22 protein-coding genes and 1 tRNA gene are annotated in these 19,035 nt (G+C 66.0%); 16 read left to right on the top strand and 7 right to left on the bottom strand.

Features of this window, described 5'->3' with window-relative positions:
• The first annotated feature begins 13 nt into the window (after window positions 1-13).
• From AJAP_RS01895 to AJAP_RS01870, 6 genes are all read left to right on the top strand, one after another.
• A complete protein-coding gene (locus AJAP_RS01895) occupies window positions 14-577 on the top strand; it encodes a phosphoribosyltransferase (RefSeq protein ID WP_038507741.1) in 564 nt (187 codons plus the stop codon).
• Window positions 570-1,691 (top strand): glycosyltransferase family 4 protein, encoded by a 1,122-nt coding sequence (locus AJAP_RS01890; RefSeq protein WP_038507740.1) that lies wholly within the window; start codon window positions 570-572, stop codon window positions 1,689-1,691. The genes AJAP_RS01895 and AJAP_RS01890 overlap by 8 nt, the downstream gene beginning before the upstream one ends.
• Window positions 1,691-2,548, top strand: coding sequence for a 5'-3' exonuclease (locus AJAP_RS01885; protein ID WP_174491989.1), 858 nt, complete (start codon window positions 1,691-1,693; stop codon window positions 2,546-2,548). Before AJAP_RS01890 ends, AJAP_RS01885 begins: the two co-directional genes overlap by 1 nt.
• 5 nt (window positions 2,549-2,553) lie before the next feature.
• A complete protein-coding gene (locus AJAP_RS01880; protein WP_228694843.1) occupies window positions 2,554-3,177 on the top strand; it encodes a PIG-L deacetylase family protein in 624 nt (207 codons plus the stop codon).
• Window positions 3,178-4,192: 1,015 nt separating this feature from the next.
• The gene (locus AJAP_RS01875) at window positions 4,193-5,326 is read left to right on the top strand and encodes a NucA/NucB deoxyribonuclease domain-containing protein (protein WP_158509775.1); all 1,134 of its coding nucleotides are present in this window, start codon (window positions 4,193-4,195) and stop codon (window positions 5,324-5,326) included.
• 22 nt (window positions 5,327-5,348) lie between these two features.
• A complete protein-coding gene (locus AJAP_RS01870; protein WP_038507737.1) occupies window positions 5,349-5,843 on the top strand; it encodes a hypothetical protein in 495 nt (164 codons plus the stop codon).
• A 78-nt stretch (window positions 5,844-5,921) separates the two neighbouring features.
• Here the strand turns inward: AJAP_RS01870 and AJAP_RS01865 are convergent, their stop codons facing one another.
• From AJAP_RS01865 to AJAP_RS44590, 3 genes are all read right to left on the bottom strand, one after another.
• Complete coding sequence (locus AJAP_RS01865; protein WP_038507736.1) at window positions 5,922-6,473, bottom strand: flavoprotein; 552 nt, start codon at window positions 6,471-6,473, stop codon at window positions 5,922-5,924.
• Window positions 6,470-7,711, bottom strand: coding sequence for a helix-turn-helix domain-containing protein (locus tag AJAP_RS01860; protein WP_038507735.1), 1,242 nt, complete (start codon window positions 7,709-7,711; stop codon window positions 6,470-6,472). Before AJAP_RS01860 ends, AJAP_RS01865 begins: the two co-directional genes overlap by 4 nt.
• A 422-nt stretch (window positions 7,712-8,133) precedes the next feature.
• On the bottom strand, window positions 8,134-8,421 hold the full coding sequence (locus tag AJAP_RS44590; RefSeq protein WP_158509774.1) for a hypothetical protein: 288 nt from the start codon (window positions 8,419-8,421) through the stop codon (window positions 8,134-8,136).
• Here AJAP_RS44590 and AJAP_RS44675 point away from each other — a divergent pair.
• The 8 genes from AJAP_RS44675 (at window position 8,336) to AJAP_RS01825 (ending at window position 14,470) form a co-directional block, all read left to right on the top strand.
• Complete coding sequence (locus AJAP_RS44675) at window positions 8,336-8,527, top strand: helix-turn-helix domain-containing protein (protein WP_072029188.1); 192 nt, start codon at window positions 8,336-8,338, stop codon at window positions 8,525-8,527. The genes AJAP_RS44590 and AJAP_RS44675 overlap by 86 nt on opposite strands.
• Complete coding sequence (locus tag AJAP_RS45275) at window positions 8,528-8,932, top strand: RNA polymerase-binding protein RbpA (RefSeq protein WP_063777789.1); 405 nt, start codon at window positions 8,528-8,530, stop codon at window positions 8,930-8,932.
• Window positions 8,933-9,226: 294 nt separating this feature from the next.
• Complete coding sequence (locus tag AJAP_RS01845; RefSeq protein WP_084097998.1) at window positions 9,227-9,790, top strand: 6-pyruvoyl trahydropterin synthase family protein; 564 nt, start codon at window positions 9,227-9,229, stop codon at window positions 9,788-9,790.
• 35 nt (window positions 9,791-9,825) lie between these two features.
• The gene (locus tag AJAP_RS01840) at window positions 9,826-10,509 is read left to right on the top strand and encodes a 7-carboxy-7-deazaguanine synthase QueE (RefSeq protein WP_228694842.1); all 684 of its coding nucleotides are present in this window, start codon (window positions 9,826-9,828) and stop codon (window positions 10,507-10,509) included.
• 89 nt (window positions 10,510-10,598) lie between these two features.
• Complete coding sequence (locus tag AJAP_RS01835) at window positions 10,599-11,432, top strand: inositol monophosphatase family protein (protein WP_038507732.1); 834 nt, start codon at window positions 10,599-10,601, stop codon at window positions 11,430-11,432.
• A 518-nt stretch (window positions 11,433-11,950) separates the two neighbouring features.
• Window positions 11,951-12,823, top strand: a complete 873-nt coding sequence (locus AJAP_RS01830) for a S1 family peptidase (protein WP_228694841.1) — start codon at window positions 11,951-11,953, stop codon at window positions 12,821-12,823.
• A gap of 322 nt (window positions 12,824-13,145) precedes the next feature.
• Window positions 13,146-13,565: a hypothetical protein gene (locus AJAP_RS43465; RefSeq protein ID WP_148311432.1), complete on the top strand. Its 420-nt coding sequence runs from the start codon at window positions 13,146-13,148 to the stop codon at window positions 13,563-13,565.
• Window positions 13,538-14,470, top strand: coding sequence for a hypothetical protein (locus AJAP_RS01825; RefSeq protein WP_038507730.1), 933 nt, complete (start codon window positions 13,538-13,540; stop codon window positions 14,468-14,470). The genes AJAP_RS43465 and AJAP_RS01825 overlap by 28 nt, the downstream gene beginning before the upstream one ends.
• Window positions 14,471-14,493: 23 nt before the next feature.
• Here AJAP_RS01825 and AJAP_RS01820 read toward each other — a convergent pair whose 3' ends face one another.
• From AJAP_RS01820 to AJAP_RS01805, 4 genes are all read right to left on the bottom strand, one after another.
• A complete protein-coding gene (locus AJAP_RS01820) occupies window positions 14,494-14,700 on the bottom strand; it encodes a hypothetical protein (protein WP_148311431.1) in 207 nt (68 codons plus the stop codon).
• Between the two features lie 122 nt (window positions 14,701-14,822).
• Complete coding sequence (locus tag AJAP_RS01815; protein ID WP_158509772.1) at window positions 14,823-16,193, bottom strand: pentapeptide repeat-containing protein; 1,371 nt, start codon at window positions 16,191-16,193, stop codon at window positions 14,823-14,825.
• 272 nt (window positions 16,194-16,465) lie between these two features.
• Window positions 16,466-16,642: a hypothetical protein gene (locus tag AJAP_RS43995; protein WP_158509771.1), complete on the bottom strand. Its 177-nt coding sequence runs from the start codon at window positions 16,640-16,642 to the stop codon at window positions 16,466-16,468.
• 277 nt (window positions 16,643-16,919) lie between these two features.
• Window positions 16,920-16,995: transfer RNA gene (locus AJAP_RS01805), tRNA-Lys, on the bottom strand.
• Window positions 16,996-17,094: 99 nt separating this feature from the next.
• On the opposite strand from AJAP_RS01805, the gene AJAP_RS01800 reads away from it, so the two are divergent.
• Together AJAP_RS01800 and pcaB are read left to right on the top strand one after the other, a co-directional pair.
• Window positions 17,095-17,634, top strand: a complete 540-nt coding sequence (locus AJAP_RS01800; protein ID WP_038522209.1) for a DinB family protein — start codon at window positions 17,095-17,097, stop codon at window positions 17,632-17,634.
• A gap of 25 nt (window positions 17,635-17,659) precedes the next feature.
• Window positions 17,660-19,033 carry a 3-carboxy-cis,cis-muconate cycloisomerase gene (gene pcaB, locus AJAP_RS01795; RefSeq protein ID WP_038507727.1) on the top strand — a complete coding sequence of 458 codons (1,374 nt, stop codon included), beginning with the start codon at window positions 17,660-17,662 and terminating at the stop codon, window positions 19,031-19,033.
• The last annotated feature ends 2 nt before the right edge of the window (window positions 19,034-19,035 follow it).

The raw sequence follows: 19,035 nt of genomic DNA, 5'->3' as shown, positions 1-19,035 counted from the left end.
AATAGGCCCGCGAATGACCACAGCACAACGGGACTTCGATCACCACCGGATCTGGCGCGTGACGCCAGAGGCTCTCCACGACGCCGCCACGCTTCTGACTGACGCGGTCCTACGTGATCACTCGTCGGTCGAGCGCGTCATCGGCATCGCCAACGGCGGTGTCTCGCCCGCCCACCTCATCGCCTCCACACTTCGGCTGAACGCCCGCATCGTCCGCGCCCGCCACAACACCAGCGACGACGCCTATCAGCAGGCCACCGGCAACGTGTCCCTCGATCTCACCCCGCTGACCCGCGGCCTCAACGGTCAAAGGCTCAGGGGCCGCGTGCTGGTGGTGGACGACATCTGCGGCAGCGGTGCCACCCTTCGCCGCGTCCACGACGACCTGACCCCCTTGCTTGGCCCGGACGCCCAGATCCTGACCGCGGTCCTCTGCCTCAACACCGGGGCGACCACGCGGCCCGACTACTCGATCTGGACCGTCTCCGACTGGGTCGTCTTTCCCTGGGAAAAGCCACCCGCCGACCACGCCACCACAACGCTGCCGCCGCCGAAGAAGGCCCTCCGCCATGTCTAGCGCGCCCCCGCTGACCGTCGCGTTCGTCCTGGCCTCCTACACCCCGAACGCGCCGGCCGGGATTGAACGCGCCACCGCCGCCCTCGCCCACGGCCTGCGCCAGCTCGGCCACCGCAGCCTCATCCTGACCGCCGCCTCGGTCGCCACCCCGGATGACACCGTGATGCGCGTGGGCTCGGTGGGCGTCACCTTCCCCTGCGACGACGACGAATTGCGCGACGCGATCAGCACCCGCGGACAGGACGCCCTGCTCGCCGCCGAACTCCGCGAGGTGTACCGCGAACACCAGGTCGATGTCGCCGTCTACACCGACGGCTTATGGGGCCTCGGCAGAGCCGCACCGACCAGCCGGGCGCGCTCGGTGCTGGCCATGCACGTCGTCGGGCATGACCAGGACCTCGAGCCCGCCCTGGACCGTGCCGACCTGGTCATCGCACCGTCTCAGACGGTGCTCGATCAGGCGCATGGTCGCGGTTATGACACTGGCGGTTGGCAGGTCGTGCCCAACGCCCTGCTGCACGACCCGGCACCACCATCCGACTCGCGGCGCGAGGCGCTGCGAAGGCACGGCCCGATCCGGGTCCTGGCCCGGCTCGGGCCGGAGAAGAACGTCCGGGCTTTGCTGGACGCCGGACGCCTGGTCGGCCGCACGGTCGAGGTGATCGTCGGCGAGGCCGGGTTCGAGGCCACCGTCGGTGGCCAGGTGGCCGAACTGAACCAGTGCCGCTACTCCGCGGCCCACCTCACCCTCGGCACCGTCCACGGCGGCGGCCTCGACTGGGACCGGGTGCCGCCCTGGCTCGCGCAGGCCGCAGTGGTGATCGTGCCCTCGCTACGGGAAACCTTCGGGCTGGTCGCGCTGGAAGCCATGGGGGTCGGGACCCCGGTCGTCGCCTTCGACGTGGGCAACCTGCCCGCCCTGGTCGGCACCGGCGACGACGCGGGCGGAGTGATCGTCCCCCGATCGTGGGGGGAACACGGCCTCTGGCGCGCCGCCGACCAGCTACTCGCAGATCCAGTACGCTACGCACACCTATCCAGGGCTGCGTACTACCGCTCGCGGGACTATCTGCCCACCACAGTCGCCGAGACATTCGTAAAGGCGGTGCGGTGATGCCAGCTGGCGTCCCTTTGCTCCTCGTAGACGGTCACAACTTGCTCTGGCGCGCGGCTTTCGGGTTTCCCGCCGCGATCCTCTCCCGCGACAAGACCCGCGATCTCACGGCCGAGTTCGGGTTCTTCGCCCTGCTCCGCGTCGCGATCCGTGAGGAGATGCCGGAACCACCGGAGGTCCTCGTCGTGTTCGACGGCGAGCACGGCACCGCCGACCGCAAGGACAGCGACGCCGGCTACAAAGCCAACCGTGTCATCGACGAGGCCGCCCTCAAACCCCTGCGCGCGATCCCGCACGTCCAGCGGGCCCTGTCCGGCTACGGCATCCACTGGATCGAGATCGACACCGCCGAAGCCGACGACGTCATCGCCACCCTCGTCGCCACCACCCGCGAACACGAACCCGGCCGCCGGGTCTGGATCATGTCCGGTGACCGCGACTTCTACCAACTCGTCGACGAGCACGTCCGCGCGCTCAACACCGTGATGAAACGCGGCCGACGGCACATCGGCCCCGCCGAGGTCACCGAACGCTACAACGTCACCCCCGAGCAGTGGCCCGACTTCTGCGCCCTCAAAGGCGATCCCGCGGACAACATCCCTGGCGTGAAAGGGATCGGCGAAGGCACGGCGGCCACGCTCCTGGCAGGCGGGCTGCACCTCGACCAGCTCCCCGACTCCGGACGACTGACCGGCGCGAGGAACGCCAAGGTCGCGCAGACCTGGGACCAAGTACTCGCCTGGCGCGAGCTCATCCGGATGCGCACCGACCTCACACTCCCACACCACCCGACCGGCGATCCCACGCGAGAACTGCCCAAACCCGCCGACGTCATCGAGAAACTCGGACTGTGGTGAGCGGCGTGCCGTTCACCACGCCAGCGTCCGTGCTGACCGTGATGGCCCACCCCGACGACGCCGAACTCTGGGCCGGCGGAACCCTCGCACGCTGCTCCGCCTCCGGGGCCGCCGTCACCATCGCCGTCCCACATCACACCGAACCAGGACGGGACACCGAAGCCACGGCAGGCGCGACGATCCTGGGGGCCACGCTGCACCAGTACGACCAGCCCACCGTGACGACCCTGCGCGAACTACTGCTCGCCGTCCGACCCGAGGTCGTCATCACCCACCCGCTTCGCGACGTCCACCCCGACCACCGCGCGGTCGCCGACACACTCGTCGCGGCCCTGCCCGACGTCGTCATCGACACTGGGCATCCGTACCGGGTCTACACCGCCGACTCCTACAACAGCCTCACCCTCGACGGCCCAATTCCCGCGCACACGATCATCGACATCACCGATACCTACGAACAAAAGCAGCGTGCCCTCGCTGCGCACGCCTCCCAGCCGATCACCGACCACTTCGGGCCGATGGCCGAGACACTCGCACGCCTATGGGGAAGCCGCATCGGCGTGAACCACGCGGAGAACTTCGTACCGCTGCCCATACTCGGGCGCCTCCCAGCCGCCCGCACCATATGATCAGACGCGGCCCATCGTGACACACGCACAGTTGCCATACTGACGCTCGGGCAAGTTGGCCCGACCAGGTCTTCCTAACGCTCCGAATTCCCAACTACGGCAAAGTTCCAGCACGATGGACGCCATTGCGTCCGTGGTCGCGGAAATACTGACCCGCCGATGCCCCACCGCTGCTGTGGACGACGACGGGGACGGCCGCACGCGAAGTGCGAGCCTGGACAGCGCCCCAAGGTAGCGCAAGGTCACTTCAGGAACTAGCGGTGCGGTGCCACCGGATCCCTTAATCGCGGTCGCGACATCCGTCTGCTTGACCTGCCGACCTTCGGCGTACCCTTCGGACCCGCTATCACCGTGACCCCGTAGCAGGCCAGCTCATTGGCATAGCAGTCTCGCCGACGCCGCCGAAGTCCTCGAGCAACTGTCTGACTCCGCGACCCGCGTACTCCCGCGAGCACTCACGTCGTGTTCGCCGCCACATGAAAGACTATGAAATATCCGTTGGTCAGCGGGTCGCACCCTGCGGAATCCATCAACATCTCGACCGCGGCCTCTCGGTCACCTCTACTTCCTTGACAACGACTTCCACACCTCGGTAGACATGAATTGTTAGTCCTCAACCAAGGGGAAGCTGGGGCAAGATTTACATACACTAGCAATACCTTGCCGCGCCTGGAGCATTGGGCACGGAAGCTTGTCGACGCGGACCATGTGGTCACAGCACGTCACATTGTTCACTTGTCGACGAGTCGTCGTCGAACCAACATTCGGCACCGCTTAGCGTGCACCATAGTGCAACTCCTTGCTCTCGGCCCGCGATTCAAACTTGCCCCCAGCGAGCCTCATCTTTTTATTTCGGCCTACTTGCGAAATAGAGGGGTTTGTTTTGCCTAGACTTATTCGACATGTTGTCTCACTAGGCGCTATTGTCGTAGCGTCTCTTAGCTCCACGGTGGCGCTAAGTGCGCCAGCTTCCGCCGACACGCTTCCTGTCGAGGCGAATCGGTCCACAATGTCGGTGCAACAACAGGAACAGCGTTGTGCGCAGCGCGCAGCCAACCTCGGCACACCCGGCAATTACGAGTGCGCCGTCGTGACGAGCAGCGGCGGACTAGGGACAAGCGCCGTCCCCGTGGGGGAGGATCCAGCGTCCGCGCCGCTGACGGCGCGTCGTTCCGGCGGCGACGCGTCACCGCAGGCGATCTCCCCTGCCTGCCTGCTCGGCGTCTCGAACCCGACACGGGCGATCTCCTGCTCCGACCGGAACTGGACCGTGACCCACTACCGAGAAGTCAACGGCGTGAAGACGCCCATCGGAACCGTGGACCTGAACATCAAGTCGTCAGTCGACTTCGAGGAAGGGCAGGGTTCCACACCAGCGTGGGACCTGGACGTCGAAATCACGGTCACCAAGACCTGGGGAACCCTCCAAGGTGGAACTGCCGGGAACTCGTGGACCGGATGCTTCGGCCATCAAGACAAGTGCACGACATCGCGCCTGTCAGGCTCCAATGACGAGAACGAGCCGGTGGCGTTGCCTCCGAAGGCGAAGGTGACCAAGTGGTACACCCAGTATTCAGCGTCCATGACCAATAACCAGGTGCTTCCCATCACCGGGAACCTCGGATCGGCTCTCGAATTGACCACGCCGGCGAACCCGGTGACGATCGCCGACCACTACGGCAACACTCTCTGGGGCCGGTGTGACAACGCCGAAACGAACCGCTATGGCGCCGGCTGCGTCGATGACAAGGGCCTCGCATTCGTCATGTACAGCGCCATCGACAACGAAAAAGTAGGACCTGTCGCCGACCACGTCTACGACGCGATCCGCACCCTCCCCAGCCACTGGGGACGCCCCTACGCCGGAAAGCCCCTGACCAGGCTGACCGACTTGACCAAGATCGAAGCCAACCGTCGCGTTGCCTGCGGGGGCAGCCCAGCCCCATCCTGCGACGAGTACCCCCTGGCCTCGTCCTACCAAGGCGGAAACGGCGCCGCTCCCGGCGATCGTTCCACTCGCACTGTTCCCGCCGAGGCGAACAGCTCACAGGGAGGCCTAACCGCCGCCTACTTCGACTACTATCGCGTTCTTGACACAGATGAGTTCTACGTCCAGGCTATCAAGAAAGACGGATCACGAGCCTGGTAGGAACTTGAGGAGCTAGCCAGAAATGGCTGACGCGAACGAGAGTGTGGTACTGGAATTCCCCGTCCAGGACGGCCAGTACCACATTCGCGCTTCCCCTGGAATCGACAACGAGTGGCCCGACTCCCAATTCGGATTATTCGTCGGCGAAGATAACTGGATCGCCGTTCTCTGCGGCACCCAGTACGGTAAGGTCCGGCTGACCGTCCAAGCTCTCGAGCAAGAACCCGCGGAAATCGACCAGAGCTGGGATATGGCAGCAGAAAAGACGCTTGACTGCCCCGCCGGGAACCTCACCGTGCAAGACCTCTACAGCAGCAGCGGACCCCAGCGCTTCGAGGTCACCCCCGGCTGGATCAGGCTACGCATCTCGGTCCGAAATAGAGCTACCGCCTTAGCACGCCCGGAATTCGACCCGTCCCCTGTCGAACATCATCTCATCCAAGCATGGCCAACTCCGTCCCACCTGGAACCTGAGCTCATCTACGGCCCGGACGAGTTCGCGCGGCACTACGAATAAACGCCACCTGTCGTCTGCCGCCATCGTGGGACCACCACGTCGCCAGTCGTGAGACCTCCGACGGCACGAGATACCCAGTCATCTATCCACATCGGGCTTGACCGCGCTACGAAGGGCGGAGATGACGTACGACCAGTCGAAGGTGGCCAGGCCGTCGTCCTCGGCGCGGGTGGTGATCGCGTCCGGGTCGAGCAGCGTCACACCGGCCTTCGTCAGTCGAGCGACGCTGTCCGCGTAGGCGGGGTGCCGACGAAGAACGGGTTTGACACACGGAGCGGCAACTATGGGGACTTCGGTGCCGAGCATCTCGTTGAGCACGCCCAACGCGAACGTGTCGCTGATACCCGACGCCCACTTGTTCATCGAGTTGAAGGTCAGTGGAGCGACTAGAAGCGCGTCGGCTCGCGGAAGTGACTTCTCCTTCTGGCGGGGCGGCCGCGGTTGCACCCGCGTCACACACCCTGTTGCCGTTGCCAAATCGTCAAGGTCTATCCAGGAGGCGGCCATCGGTGTCGCGATCACGCACACGGCCCAGCCGTCGGCGGACAGGTGGGGAATGAATTCCTCGAGTCGCAACACTGGCGGCGCTGCCGAGGCCACCAGGTAGAGATGCTGTCGAGCAGGGGTCACACCGCGACCCCCGCTCGCAACGCAAGACCACGTAGAGCCGGCACCTCTTGACGGCGCTCCCGGGACAGCAAATCCGCGATCAGCGATCGTGCGTTCGGGTTGGTTCGAACCAGTTCTGGAGCCACACGCTCGGTCTCCAGCAGGTGGATTACCGCCTGTGGATCCTCGGCGAGCTGTGTGTGCGCCCACGCATTGTCCAAGTGGAACTGAGCTTGGCGGCCGTTCAGCCCGGTCGGTAGTCCAGTGATGTCCAGCTGCTCCGCCGTCGCGAGCGCGCGATGGGGATCGTCCAGAGCGACTGCGACGGACGTGCGGTGGATCAGCACGTTCGACGGGCCGAACGCGGTCCACCCGATGTTGCCGTCGACGCCGAGCCGCTGCGCGAGTTCATCAGCGTGCTTGAGCCGTTCATCCGCTTCGCCATGGTCGGCGCGACGCGCGGCGATTACAGAACCGATCAGGGTCAAGGCGCCCCGCCAGGTCACACTCTGCGGGTCCTGACCTCGCAGAGCGGTGGCGGCGGAGACAGCTAGCTTCTCAGCGTCATTAATCCGAGCAACGCCCTCTGTACTGCTGGAGCGCAGCAGAGCGCAGGCTCGTTGATACGCCGCCGCAGCGACACCGAAGATGTCCTCAGCCTCTTCAGCCGCTACGCGCGCAAGCTCAGCCGCGGCTAAACCGGCCTCGCCGTCGCCCGCCTTCGTCGCCAGCTTGGCCGCGACGATCTCCACACTGCACCGGAGCCTCAGCCCCTCCTGCCGCCTCAGCGCTAACCCGTTGTCGATCAGAGCATCGACAGCTTCCCTGACAGACGGCAATCGCCGGGCAGCATCGGCGTAGCGGGCGGCCTGATATCTCCGATGGAGATCCGCAACCCGTGCCGACACCCCCGCTCGGTCCATCCGGCGACACAGCGATTCCTCGCCACGCCTGCCCAGCACGTCAATGGCTGCCCCGCCGGCGACAAGGACCGCATCCACCATGACCTCGCGCTGCGTGGACGAGGGCTGCCTGACAACAAGCTTCGCCACCGACGGGTTGAGGAGGGCTGCAAGTTCGTCAAGAGACACCTGAAGTAACTCAGCGATGCGAGGACGTCTCCAGGCGTGCGGTGTCAGCGTTCCGCGCTCCCACCGACCGACCGTAGACAGCTCCACCTTGAGCTGCTGGGCGAAGGTTTCCTGGGTGAAGCCGAGCGCCTCGCGCCGAGCCGCAAAGGCTTTTCGCTGCATACCCATCACTGTCACCTTGTCTCGCCGGTCACCGCCACGATAACCGGCTACTGATCAAGGCCGAGCACCTCCTCGACGAGCTGCACCCGTTCGGACTACCACACTCCAGAAAGTTGGCCGAGGGATCACCAAACCTTCACCTCATCGTACGCAAACGTCGACACTGCCCAACTCGACGACGCAGCTCATAACAGCCAACGCCGCATTGACGCCCTATGACCGCTCCATACGCGCTCTGGCAACACAAAGCGGCAGGCGTTCTACTGGCGTTCGCCAATATCTGCGCGACAGGAAACCCCTGCCCCGCAATCCTTCCAGTCCACACATGAACATTCCACTTAAAGTCAACTTCACCATTTTCATTGACAAAAATTGACCGCGCAGTAATGACTAGCCAGCAAAGCGCCAACGACAGGACATGAAGGGACTCAATAGACAATGATTGCGCTCTTTCCGAAAGCACGACGCTGCAGCATGGGTATTTTCGTCTCCGCTCGCAGCCAGCCGCTTCTCGTGTCGCCTGCAATTCGAACGAGAATGACCACTTGCCGCGGGCAGAGAGGCTGACCCATGACATCGGTCTCGAAGCTCACAAAAAGGAAGCAGGTCACCGGGGCTGCAAGAATCCGCGTGCGTTCGAAGCTGAGGGAAGAGTACGAACGCGGTTCCAGCATCCGAGCTTTGGTCGAGCTGACTGGCCGCTCGTACGGCTTCATTCACCGACTCTTGCTTGAGTCCGGTGTGCAGCTGCGTGGGCGCGGCGGCCGGCCTTTCACCGGCTCGCCCAGGCGCCGCAGCAATCGTCAGATCGGCGCCAAATAGATGCGACGAGCAGTGTTGCGCGGTTACCGCTGGGGTCGTGCCAGCGTGGAGTCTGATCGCGACGATGATCCCGTAGACCGAGTGGCAGCCCAGTTCGCGTGTTCACGTGGGCATGTGTTCACCGTGCGCTTCGCGGCGGATGCGGTCCTTCCATCGCATTGGAGCTGCCGACAGCATGGGCTCGAGGACTGCGCCCGATTCCGGTCATCCACCGACGACTCGACCGGGGATCTGGAGACGAAGCCGCCTCGGACACACCTGGCAAAACTGCACGAACGGCGCACCGTAGCCGAACTGGAGACGCTGCTCGCCGAAGCGCTTGCGGCGATCGAACGGCAGGGAGGTCCGCGGCCTGGCTGCGTCTACCTCGGAGACAGGACGTACTCGTTCAGCTACAGCAGTTGACCGCGTTCACCCAGCCGGATCATCTGAGGAACCCGACCTGGTGAACACGTGCCGACTGATGAGGCCCAGTGGCGTCGCATCGCTTCCCTGGTCAGGGTGAGCGACGCAGTGTCCACGCCTCATTGGCGCCTCATGGGCGCTCTGGATCGCGCCGATCATCCGGCATTGACTGAGGCGCGGTGTGCGGCGGAAGGCACCTCACGCCCCTCGACCTTCCGCCGCACACCACACCCACTTCCCGTTTAGCGAAACGCGCGCTGTGCGCGCTCGCGGCGAAAGGATCCGGCACTCGCGATGTCCGACACGGAGGCAAACGGGCACATCGTCGCCGGCCAGGAGAAGGCCACCATGGCCGCTGCTGCGCCGACGACCCACCTGATCAGCATCGAGCACACCTTCGAAACCGCGCACCGGCTGCCGCACTTGAACGGCAAGTGCACCAGCCTGCACGGACATTCCTGGCGGGTCACCGTATCCGTGTGCGCTCCCGTTCTGAGTAGCGACGGCACTGTCGTGGAGTTCGGCGCCCTTAAAGCCGGAGTTCGGCAATGGATCGACACCCACCTTGATCACGGAACCATGCTCGGCATCCGGGATCCGCTCGGCATGCACCTTGACACTGCGGGCTCCAAGGTCTTCCGCTTCGGCGCGAACGATCGTGAGGCGGTCGGCAGTGAGGAGCTGCTGGCTGCCGACTTGCCCTGGCCGACTGTCGAAGCGGTGGCGGTGTTGCTGCGGCGAGCGAGTCAGACCGTACTCGTCGGGTTGCCTTGTGCTCCCGAGGCCTCGGTCGGCCGGGTGTTCGTACGTGAAACGCACCTCAACGCGGCGAGCTACGGACCGGCGGACGTCCTGTGAAGCCACCCGCTGTGTCCGATGTAGCCCGCGACCTCGTGGTCAACGAAACCTTCGGCCCCACCTTCCAAGGTGAGGGTCCCAGCACTGGCAGGTACGCGCACTTCATCCGCCTCTTCGGCTGTCACTTGTCCTGCGCGTGGTGCGACACCCCCCAAACCCATGACCCAGCCCGGTACGATCTCGCCGCCGAGCAGCAAGTTCTCTCGATCGACGACATCTTGTCCTGGCTTGCCTCTACTCCCGCCGAGCTGCTGGTGATCACGGGCGGCGAGCCGTTGCTACAGCCGCGCGCCCTGGAGCGGCTGCTGTGCACGATCCGAGAGCGCGCTCTCGCCGCCGATATCGAGATCGAAACCTCCGGCACCATCCCGCCCACGGACTTGCTCACCTCGGCAGTGACACGGTTCAACGTCTCGCCGAAGCTCGCGCATTCGGGGCTGCGCCGCCATCAACGCGTCCGCCCAGCAGTGCTGCGTCACTTCGCCGGCACCGGGAAAGCCATCTGGAAGTTCGTAGTCCAAGAGACCGGCGACTTGGACGAGGTCCAGGAGCTAGTCGGGACCTACGACCTCAAGCCGGTCTGGATCATGCCGGAGGGCACCGACAGCGCCACTGTGCTGGCACGGATGCGGCTGCTGGCCGAGCCAGTGCTGGCCCGCCGGTGGCACCTATCTACCCGACTTCACACCCTGTTGTGGGAGAACGATCGTGGCCACTGATACCGATTTCACTGATCCGCACCTAGTCAACAGTCACACAAGGAACGGCCCGACGGTATCCGTCAGCGACAAAGCATCTGAGGGATCAGATGGCGCAGCGACCTGATCTCACGTTCGCGCTCACAGCTGCGCACAACGCCATGGATCTCGCTGTGGAGCATGTGCTTCGCCACCCTCCACGCCAGATCCGCTACAAAGGTGACCGCGATCCTGTTTCGGACGTCGACGAGACCGTCGAACGACTGATACACCAGCGCTTGACCGGCGCGGACAGCACCAGCATTGGGTTCCTTGGCGAGGAGACAGGACCAGTCGGAAACCGTGACACCTACTGGGTTCTCGATCCCATCGACGGCACGGTCAACCACCAGCACGGCAACCCGCTCTGCGCGATCGCCCTCGGTCTGGTCCACAACGAGCAACCAGTACTAGGAGTCACCGCACTGCCCTTTCTCGGGCACCGATACTCAGCAACGGAAGGCGGCGGCGCCTTCCGCGACGGCGAGCCGATCACAACATCGAACACCGACAAGCTCAACAAAGCCTTGATTGGCTTCGGTGACTATGGCAGCGGTACCGACACGGGCCTGCGTGACGTCCTGTGCGCGTCCCTGGACCACTCCCTTACCGCACGCGCACAGGGACTTCGCCGCTATGGATCCTCCGCACTCGACCTGGTCTGGGTCGCCGACGGAACCCTCGACGCCTGCATTCTGCTCGGCAACCGCTCCTGGGACACCGCAAGCGGCGCTGTCATCGCCCGAGAGGCCGGAGCACTGGTTCTCGACTCGGACGCCAGCCCACACTCCGTGCGTTCCCGCTGCGTCGTCGCGGTCAGCCCAGGACTCCCCGAGGAACTGCTACCCCTGCTACACCAACTGCGCGGCAGCCGGTTCTGGCCCGGCAACTGGACGAGTGCCTGATGCCCCACAGCAACCGGACCGACGATGAACCCGGCCCTGCCTGTCGGCCTCGTGACCGTCCTGCTGTTGGCTGGCGCGGTGCTCGCCATGCGAGCCCGCGCGCGCCAACGGCGTCGGCGCTGGAACTCCCGCCCGGACTCGGTAGCGGGTATCACCGCCCGTATCGCGGCCGAGCATCAGGGACGTCGCCCGGTCTGGCCCTCGTCCGACCGCGACCTCCGGCGAACCACCGCGGATCACGACCAGCAGACCCTCCAGCTGCCCCGCGTTCTTACGCCGCAGACGCGACGAAGGCCCAATCCACGGCCGCGCTAGCAACGTCTCCCGCACGGCATGCCGTCCCGCCCGCGACGAGGCGGTGGGCTAGGTGAGCCTTCCTCCGCCGCGCGTAGACCACTCCGGACGTGGGCCGCCATACCGCAGGTAGCGACTCCTTACTGCGCAGTTCAAGCCCCTTCATCGACTAGAAAGACAGCTCCTTGCACAGAAAGACTTTGTCGTTCGCAGTTGCCGTAGCGGTGAGCATCGCCACCGCGTTGACTGCCCCCGCGGCGACGGCCGTCGCCGACACTCCACCCCCGCGGGTCGAGCCGATGCTGATCGGTGCTCACCCGGCCGCGAGCGCGCCGCCGGGGATCGCCTCGCTGCAGTACGACGCACCCGAACACGGTGAGAAGTACGTCGACTACCACACCTGTGGCGGCGGCCTGGTGTTTCGCGGGTGGGTGTTCACCGCCGCGCACTGCGTCACGGATCCGCCCGCAGGACCTGCGGCTCGATCGACGGCAAGTCAGTGGTTCAACACTGATGACGCGCCGATTCCGACCGCAGACAAGCGATTCCACGTCCGGGTCGGCAGCCTCGACCGGCTCTCCGGCGGCGAGACCGCGACCGTCAGCAAGATCGTGGTACACCCCGGCTGGCAATGGGGACAGGGGGCGCCAAAGAAGAAGGTCGTCGACGCCGCGATGGTCAAGCTCGACCATCTGCTCCAGCAGCCGACCGTGCAACTCGCCCGCGACACCGCCCGACGTGGCGACAAGGTCACCCTGTACGGCTGGGGCGTGACCGAACCTGACAGCACCCGCTCCGGCCTGCCGAGGCGCCTGCAGAAGCTCGACACTCGTGTCACCGCGACGTCGCGCTGCGCTGCAGCGTTCATCTCCGCCGGAGAGATCTGCACCGACAATCCCAGCGGCACCGACGGCAGCTGCTTCGGAGACTCCGGAACACCCGCCCTGGCCACCATCGACGGAGTACCCCAGCTCGTCGGAAACGCCAGTCGTTCCGCCGACCCCCAGTTCTGCGGCGTCCAACCCGACGTCTTCACCAGCTCCCCGGAGCTGCGGGACTGGGTCTACCACGTCGCCCGCACCGGCAGCGCCACCTAGTCACCGATCTCGGGGTGCCGCCTCCTCTCGAGAGGGGGCGGCACCCCGCACCTTCCAGGACATCGGCGTTGATGAACGTCTCAACCAGAACACCACCGGACGGGCAGGGACGGTGATGGGTAACCGGACTGCGCGCGCCGTCTCGTCACGACGTCGCCGAGACTCACGTCCGCCGTTGGGGCTGAGCGTCCGTTATCAGGCCGGCGCCACCTTGCGCGACCTCGCGGTTGCATACCACTTGCCCGTCCGGGCCGTGCGCGTCTTCCTGGTCGCGGACGGAGTCCAGATCCGTCGTCCTGGCCGCCGAGTCCGACCCTCATCGGTGTCCGCCACCGCGGCAGCGGACCGGCATCCCGTACGAGCGGGAACAGCGAAGCTGGCGACCGTGCACCCCTTGCACACGCCTGCCCGCGATTCGGAGCCGCAGCTCGGCGTGGACGCGCTGTTCTGGCCGCCCTGCGACCTCGACCTGCCGCACGAACCGGGCGCCGGACAGCTCGTCGCGGCAGCTACTCCAGGCCAGCCATGTATCGGCGTCACTGCCCCGTATGTCGTGCATCAGGTCAACGAGAAGCCGATACCGACCAAGTCCGGGGAGTACACCGCAGTCCTGACCCGATGCGCACGCATCGGCCTCGTCGACGCTCCCCTGCCGCCGAACGCCCAGCTCTGCGCCGAATGCCACCGTGAACCGACCACCCGTGAGGACCAACCGTGCCGAACTCGCTCCCGTACGACCTAGCGAACGACGAAGACGCCGAGCACTACATCCGCGAAGCCCTCACCCCATCTCACCGCGACAGATGGGAAGCCCTACTCGCCGACGACCGCGTCTCTCAGACCTACCGCGTACTCAAAACTATTGAAGCCCAAGCGACTCACACGGCCACATGCCGCCGCGACCAGATCAAGCTCGCCGAGAAGCAACACGACGCCGGTCTCATGACCGCTGTCGAGCACACCAGCCAGTATCGCGAGTTCATCGCCTGGCGTGAACGAGCCAGCCGCTTCAACACCGTCCTGCACCAATACCTCGCCCTGGCCTCCGACCGCGTCCGCCAGGTCCATCGCGACAGCGTCGTGGAGTCCCTACAGCGCTCGCTACTGGCTCTGGCGGTCGCTGTGGACGACCACCGCCAGGCCCATGCCGGAGAGGAATCACTCGCCGACACCGCACTCTGGGCCCGGCTACAGCTCCTCCCCTGGCCCAACTCAGCCAACGCCAGCTACCGGCTCGCTGACGCGGTCGCCGCCGAACGAGGCCGCCGCGGTGCCGCTCGCCATATCAAGAAGGGACTCATAGAGTTCCAAGGCACGCCAGTCTCCGGCGAGACCGTGGACGTCGCCGACCTCCTCCTCGAGATCACCGACCACGCCCAGTCGACCTGCGAGCGGACCCGACTTGTCGAACTCTGGCACCAGCGAACCCCGGACCTGCTGCACTCACCCGCCGCACAACTCGCAGCAACGAAACACAACGGCCGCTACACCACCCACCGGCTCCGCCGGTCGCTCACCTACCTCGAGCTACAAGGACTCATCGCCCGAACGACACACGAGATCACGGTCCTCAATCGAGCTGCCCTGATCGCGCTACGCCGCCAATGGGACGAAGAGCACTTCCCCCTCGACGACGCCGACTTCTAAGGGCCCTGAAGCCGCGTCGGCAGCTAGAGGTCGGCTGCGGCCACTACCTCATCGATGGCCACAGCCTCCGAATCGAGTTGGACCAGGCTGTTCGCGTCGACTCTGCCGGGCAGGATCCGTAGGCCGTGCTCCAGAGCGGATTGAGTGATCTGTCCGACCTGGTCAGCCAGCGAATCAGTAGTGGTGGTGTGCATGGCGGCGAGCACGTCGGAGAGTTCTAAGGTCTTCATAGGCACGGATAGCAGCAGGTACCACCGACACAAACGCTGTTCCGCAGCCACTCAGGAATACGGATCCATTAGATTGGATCGTGGATTGGGCGAACGAGATCGTTTCCCGAACGTCACGACAGCTAAGTCAGTCCGGGCTCCTGTTCGCGTATGGAGACGGCTGCCGGAGGCCGGAAGTGCTCATTGCGCAACATCGCCTCCTCGAACGAAGCGCCGTTCCTGAAAGTCACCTCGTCGAACCTGGCCTCGCTGGTGAAAGCCGCCCTGTTGAACGTGGCGTCGTCGCTGAAAGCCGCCCCCTCGAACCTGGCGGCACCTGTGAAAGTCGCCCCGTTGAACGTGGCCTCGCCGGTGAAAGCCGCGCCCTCGAACCCGGCGGTGGCAGCGAAAGCGGTCTCGGTGAACACGGCGAGGTTGCTGAATGCCGCCTCGTAGAACTTGGCGTTGCCAGAGAATGCCGCCCCGTAGAACATGGCTGCGCCTGTGAAAGTCGCTCCGCTGAACGTAGCGTCGTCGGCGAAAGTCGCCTCGGAGAACCAGGCTGGGCGCGCGAAAGTCGCCTTGATAAATGCGGCGGAACCGGTAAAAGCTGCCGCACTGAACATGACGTTGCCGGTGAAGGTCGCCCCGCCGAACCAGGCGGCACCGGTAAAAGTGGCTCGGCCAAAGAGGCCGGTCCCGACGCGACTCTTGGTCAAGGTGAAGTCGATAAGGTGAGAGCCGGTGAGGTCCAGGTCGCACTCCCCCCAGTAAGCCGTCTTGAGGTCGGGCCTGAGGTGGTCGTTGAGAAGCCGCTGGGCCGTGAGACGGACCTCGCGTTCCTGCGCTCGCTCACGGTAGAGCTCGTGTTGGTCGGCGCCGGCCCCCTCTTCGCGGTCCTGTTCGTCCGGAAGGTCGTAGGGCATGCGCAGGTAGGCGCAGAAGACGTTGACGATGGTCTGGCGCAGGGTCTCGTTGTTCTGGGCGAGGCGCTCCAGGGCGTAGAGTCCTCCGAGGCGGACCGGGGCTTTGTCGGAGCCGAGCTGTTCCACGGCCTTGAGATAGAGCTCGTTGATCCGGCGCTCGACCGCGTCGGCACGGGCATCGTCGGCGACACGCTCCTGGTAGGCATGGGTAGTGGCGGCGACGTCCTGCTGGTGAGCGAGGACTTCGTACTGCTGGGCGAGGGCGCGTTCACGGTTGTCGAGGTCGGCTTCGGTGGAGTGCTGGCGGCGCCATGCGAGGTAGAGCGCGACCACACCTCCGCTGCCGACGCCGATGCTGAGCCCGATCTTCAGCGCGTCCAGCCGTGCCTTCACCAGGTCCGCGCCGGTGAGCCCGGCGGTGGCCGGCCACCACAGCATGATGACCGCGCCCGTGGTCAGGACCGCGATCACGAACGCGGTCCACCACATCGCGGCCCGGGTCAGCCCAGGCAGCCGCTTCACCGAAGAAAGTGCCGGACCAGGCGCCGCAGAGGCGCTCGCGGTTGTCGGCCGCGCATCGTCGGTCATGACCTCCATCGTTGCGGATACCCGCAACGTCGTGTAAGTCGGCAGAGAGGTTTCCGAGCCCACGCACGCCGGACCTTCGATGCGTTGCACTACCGGCGCCCGCGGGTCGTCGACGCTGCGGAGCCCTGGCCAAGGGCGCGATGCTGCACGCCCAGAGCTCGGGGCGCTCGGCGTCTTGCCGGACTCTTTCTCGGTGAAGACGCAGATGCAGCCCGCTGCGGTGAGCGCGTCGATCTGGCTGTGGAGTTCTGGCCGTCGGTGGACACGCGGCCCTAGCCAACCAGGGCGCCGTCGATCGCGTCGAGCGGGTCACCGTCGAGCGCGAGCGGCTCCAGCTCCGCCGCGACAGATGTCGACCGCTTCTCGCCGGCCGCCCCCCGATCCGTCGTCGGGTAGGACCTCGAACCCGATCCGGACGACGTCCGCGCCGCGCTCAACAAGCCGCTCACGGCCGCCAGCCCGCGCATCTTCGATCATCACTTTCATCGTCGCGGACACCAACGAAGACGTCGTGGAATCGGCCGAGATGTGCAGAGCCCGGGCAGGCCGCCGGACACTCACACGACGAGGAGTACCAGCGTGTCGTGGGCCCGGTGCGGCTGGCTGGCCACGAACTTCAGCACAGCAGAGCGAACGGAGACGAAACGGAGCCCAATCGTGGTTGGCACCGAGGCAAACAAGAGCTAGATAAGACAACATCCCCGCAGGTCAGCGGGGATGTTGATGTGGTGGGCCGCCTGGGGCTCGAACCCAGAACCTACGGATTAAAAGTCCGCAGCTCTACCAATTGAGCTAACGGCCCGTGCGGCCGAGTCTAGTAGACCGCCGTCGACCACCAGGATGCCGGGGCGGCGGCCGGAGCGCCACGGAATTGTCGGGGGTCTCTGCCATGGTCGTGGGCATGGACACGATCCCCGACGAGAACTACGCGGCGAGCTGGGAGGGCGACCGCCCGGAGCCTCCGCGGGTGGCGAGCGAGCGCGAGATCCTGACGTCCACGCTCGACTGGCATCGCCGCACCTTCGAGCTGAAGTGTCAGGGGCTGACGCCGGAGCAAATGGCCCGGCGGCCGATCGAGCCGTCGAGTTTGTCGCTGCATGGGCTGCTCAGGCACCTCACTGGCGTCGAGCGCTGGTGGTTCCGCGTGCAGTTCGTGGGCGAGGACGTCCCGTTGCTCTATTACTCCGACGAGTGGCCCGAGCAGGACTTCGAGGATCTGGGCGGTGATGTCGAGGAGGCGTGGGCGGCTTGGCGTGCGGAGTGCGCGCGGTCGCGGGAGATCGTGGCGGCCGCGTCTCTCGACGACACGGGCACGGGCCGTCGCGACGGGAAGCCGTTCTCGTTGCGGTGGCTGCTGACCCGTCACATCGCCGAGTACGCCCGGCACGACGGCCACGCAGACTTGCTTCGCGAGCGCATCGACGGGAGGACAGGCCACTGAAACTCTGAAATGCGATGCTGGGCCGATGAACGCCGATCCCGATTCCGGCCTCCTGTCCCCGGTCCGCGCCGGCACGCCCGCCGAGGCGGCGACGGGTGATCTCGCCTGGTTACGGGCGCTGTTGGACACGGAGGCGGCGCTCGCCAGGGCGCAGGCCCGCACCGGGCTGATCCCGCAGGACGCCGCGGCGGCGATCACCGAGGCGGCCGCGTCCGCCGAGATCGACGTGGTCGCGTTGGCGCGAGCGGCTCGTGAGACGGCGAACCCGGTCGTCGGGCTGATCATGGAGCTGACCGAGGCCGCCGGGACGGAGTACGTCCATCGTGGCTCGACCAGCCAGGACATCTTCGACACCGCGATGATGCTGGTCGCCGCGCGGACGCGGGCACTTCTCACCGCGGACCTCGAGTCGACGGCGGAGGCGCTGGCGGATCTCGCCCGCGCGCATCGCGACACGACGATGGCCGGGCGCACGCTCACCGCGCACGCGGTGCCGACGACGTTCGGGCTCAAGGCGGCGGGCTGGCGTCAGCTCACGCTCGAAGCGCTCGACAGGCTGAACCGGGTCGTTTTGCCGGTCTCGCTCGGGGGCGCAGCGGGCACGAGGGCCGCGTACGCCGAGTACGCGCGCCTCGCCGAGCTGCCCGACGGGTATCCGCAGCGCCTCCAAACGGCCTTCGCCGAGGAGACCGGGCTCGCCGAGACCACGCTCCCCTGGCACACGCTTCGCACGCCGACGGCCGACCTCGCGGCCGCGCTCTCGTTCACCGCCGCCGCGCTCGGGAAGATCGCGGTCGACGTCCAGTTCCTGACGCGCACCGAGGTCGGGGAGGTCGCCGAGCCGGCGGGTGAGGGCCGTGGCGGGTCCTCGGCGATGCCGCACAAACGCAATCCGGTGCTCGCGACGCTGATCCGGTCGGCCGCCCTCCAGGTGCCGGTGCTGGCCACCGGCGTCACCCAGGCCCTGGTCTCCGAGGACGAACGGTCCGCGGGCGCGTGGCACGCCGAGTGGCAGCTGCTGCGCGAGTGCCTGCGCCTGACCGGCGGCGCCGCGCATACGGCTGCCGAGCTCGCCCGCGGTCTGGTCGTCAACGACGAGCGCATGCGCCAGAACCTCGGCCTCACGCACGGCCAGATCGTCTCCGAGCGGCTTTCGACCGTGCTCGCCCCGCTGCTCGGCAAGGCACGGGCCAAGGAGGTTCTCGGGCAGGCGGCCAAGCTCGCCCTCGAACAGGACAAGGCCCTCGGCGAGGTTCTTTCCGGCCTGCCGGAGATAACCGGAGTGCTTCCCGCCGAATCCCTGGCCGACCTGCTGGATCCCGCGCACTACACCGGCTCGGCCGGGGTACTCGTCGACGCCGCGCTGGAGGCCCGCGAAGAAAAACCGAAAACTCCTTGAAC

This window comes from Amycolatopsis japonica (assembly GCF_000732925.1).
Lineage (GTDB): Bacteria > Actinomycetota > Actinomycetes > Mycobacteriales > Pseudonocardiaceae > Amycolatopsis > Amycolatopsis japonica.
Note: the sequence above shows the minus strand (reverse complement) of the source record. Positions and strands in the feature narration are given on the sequence as shown.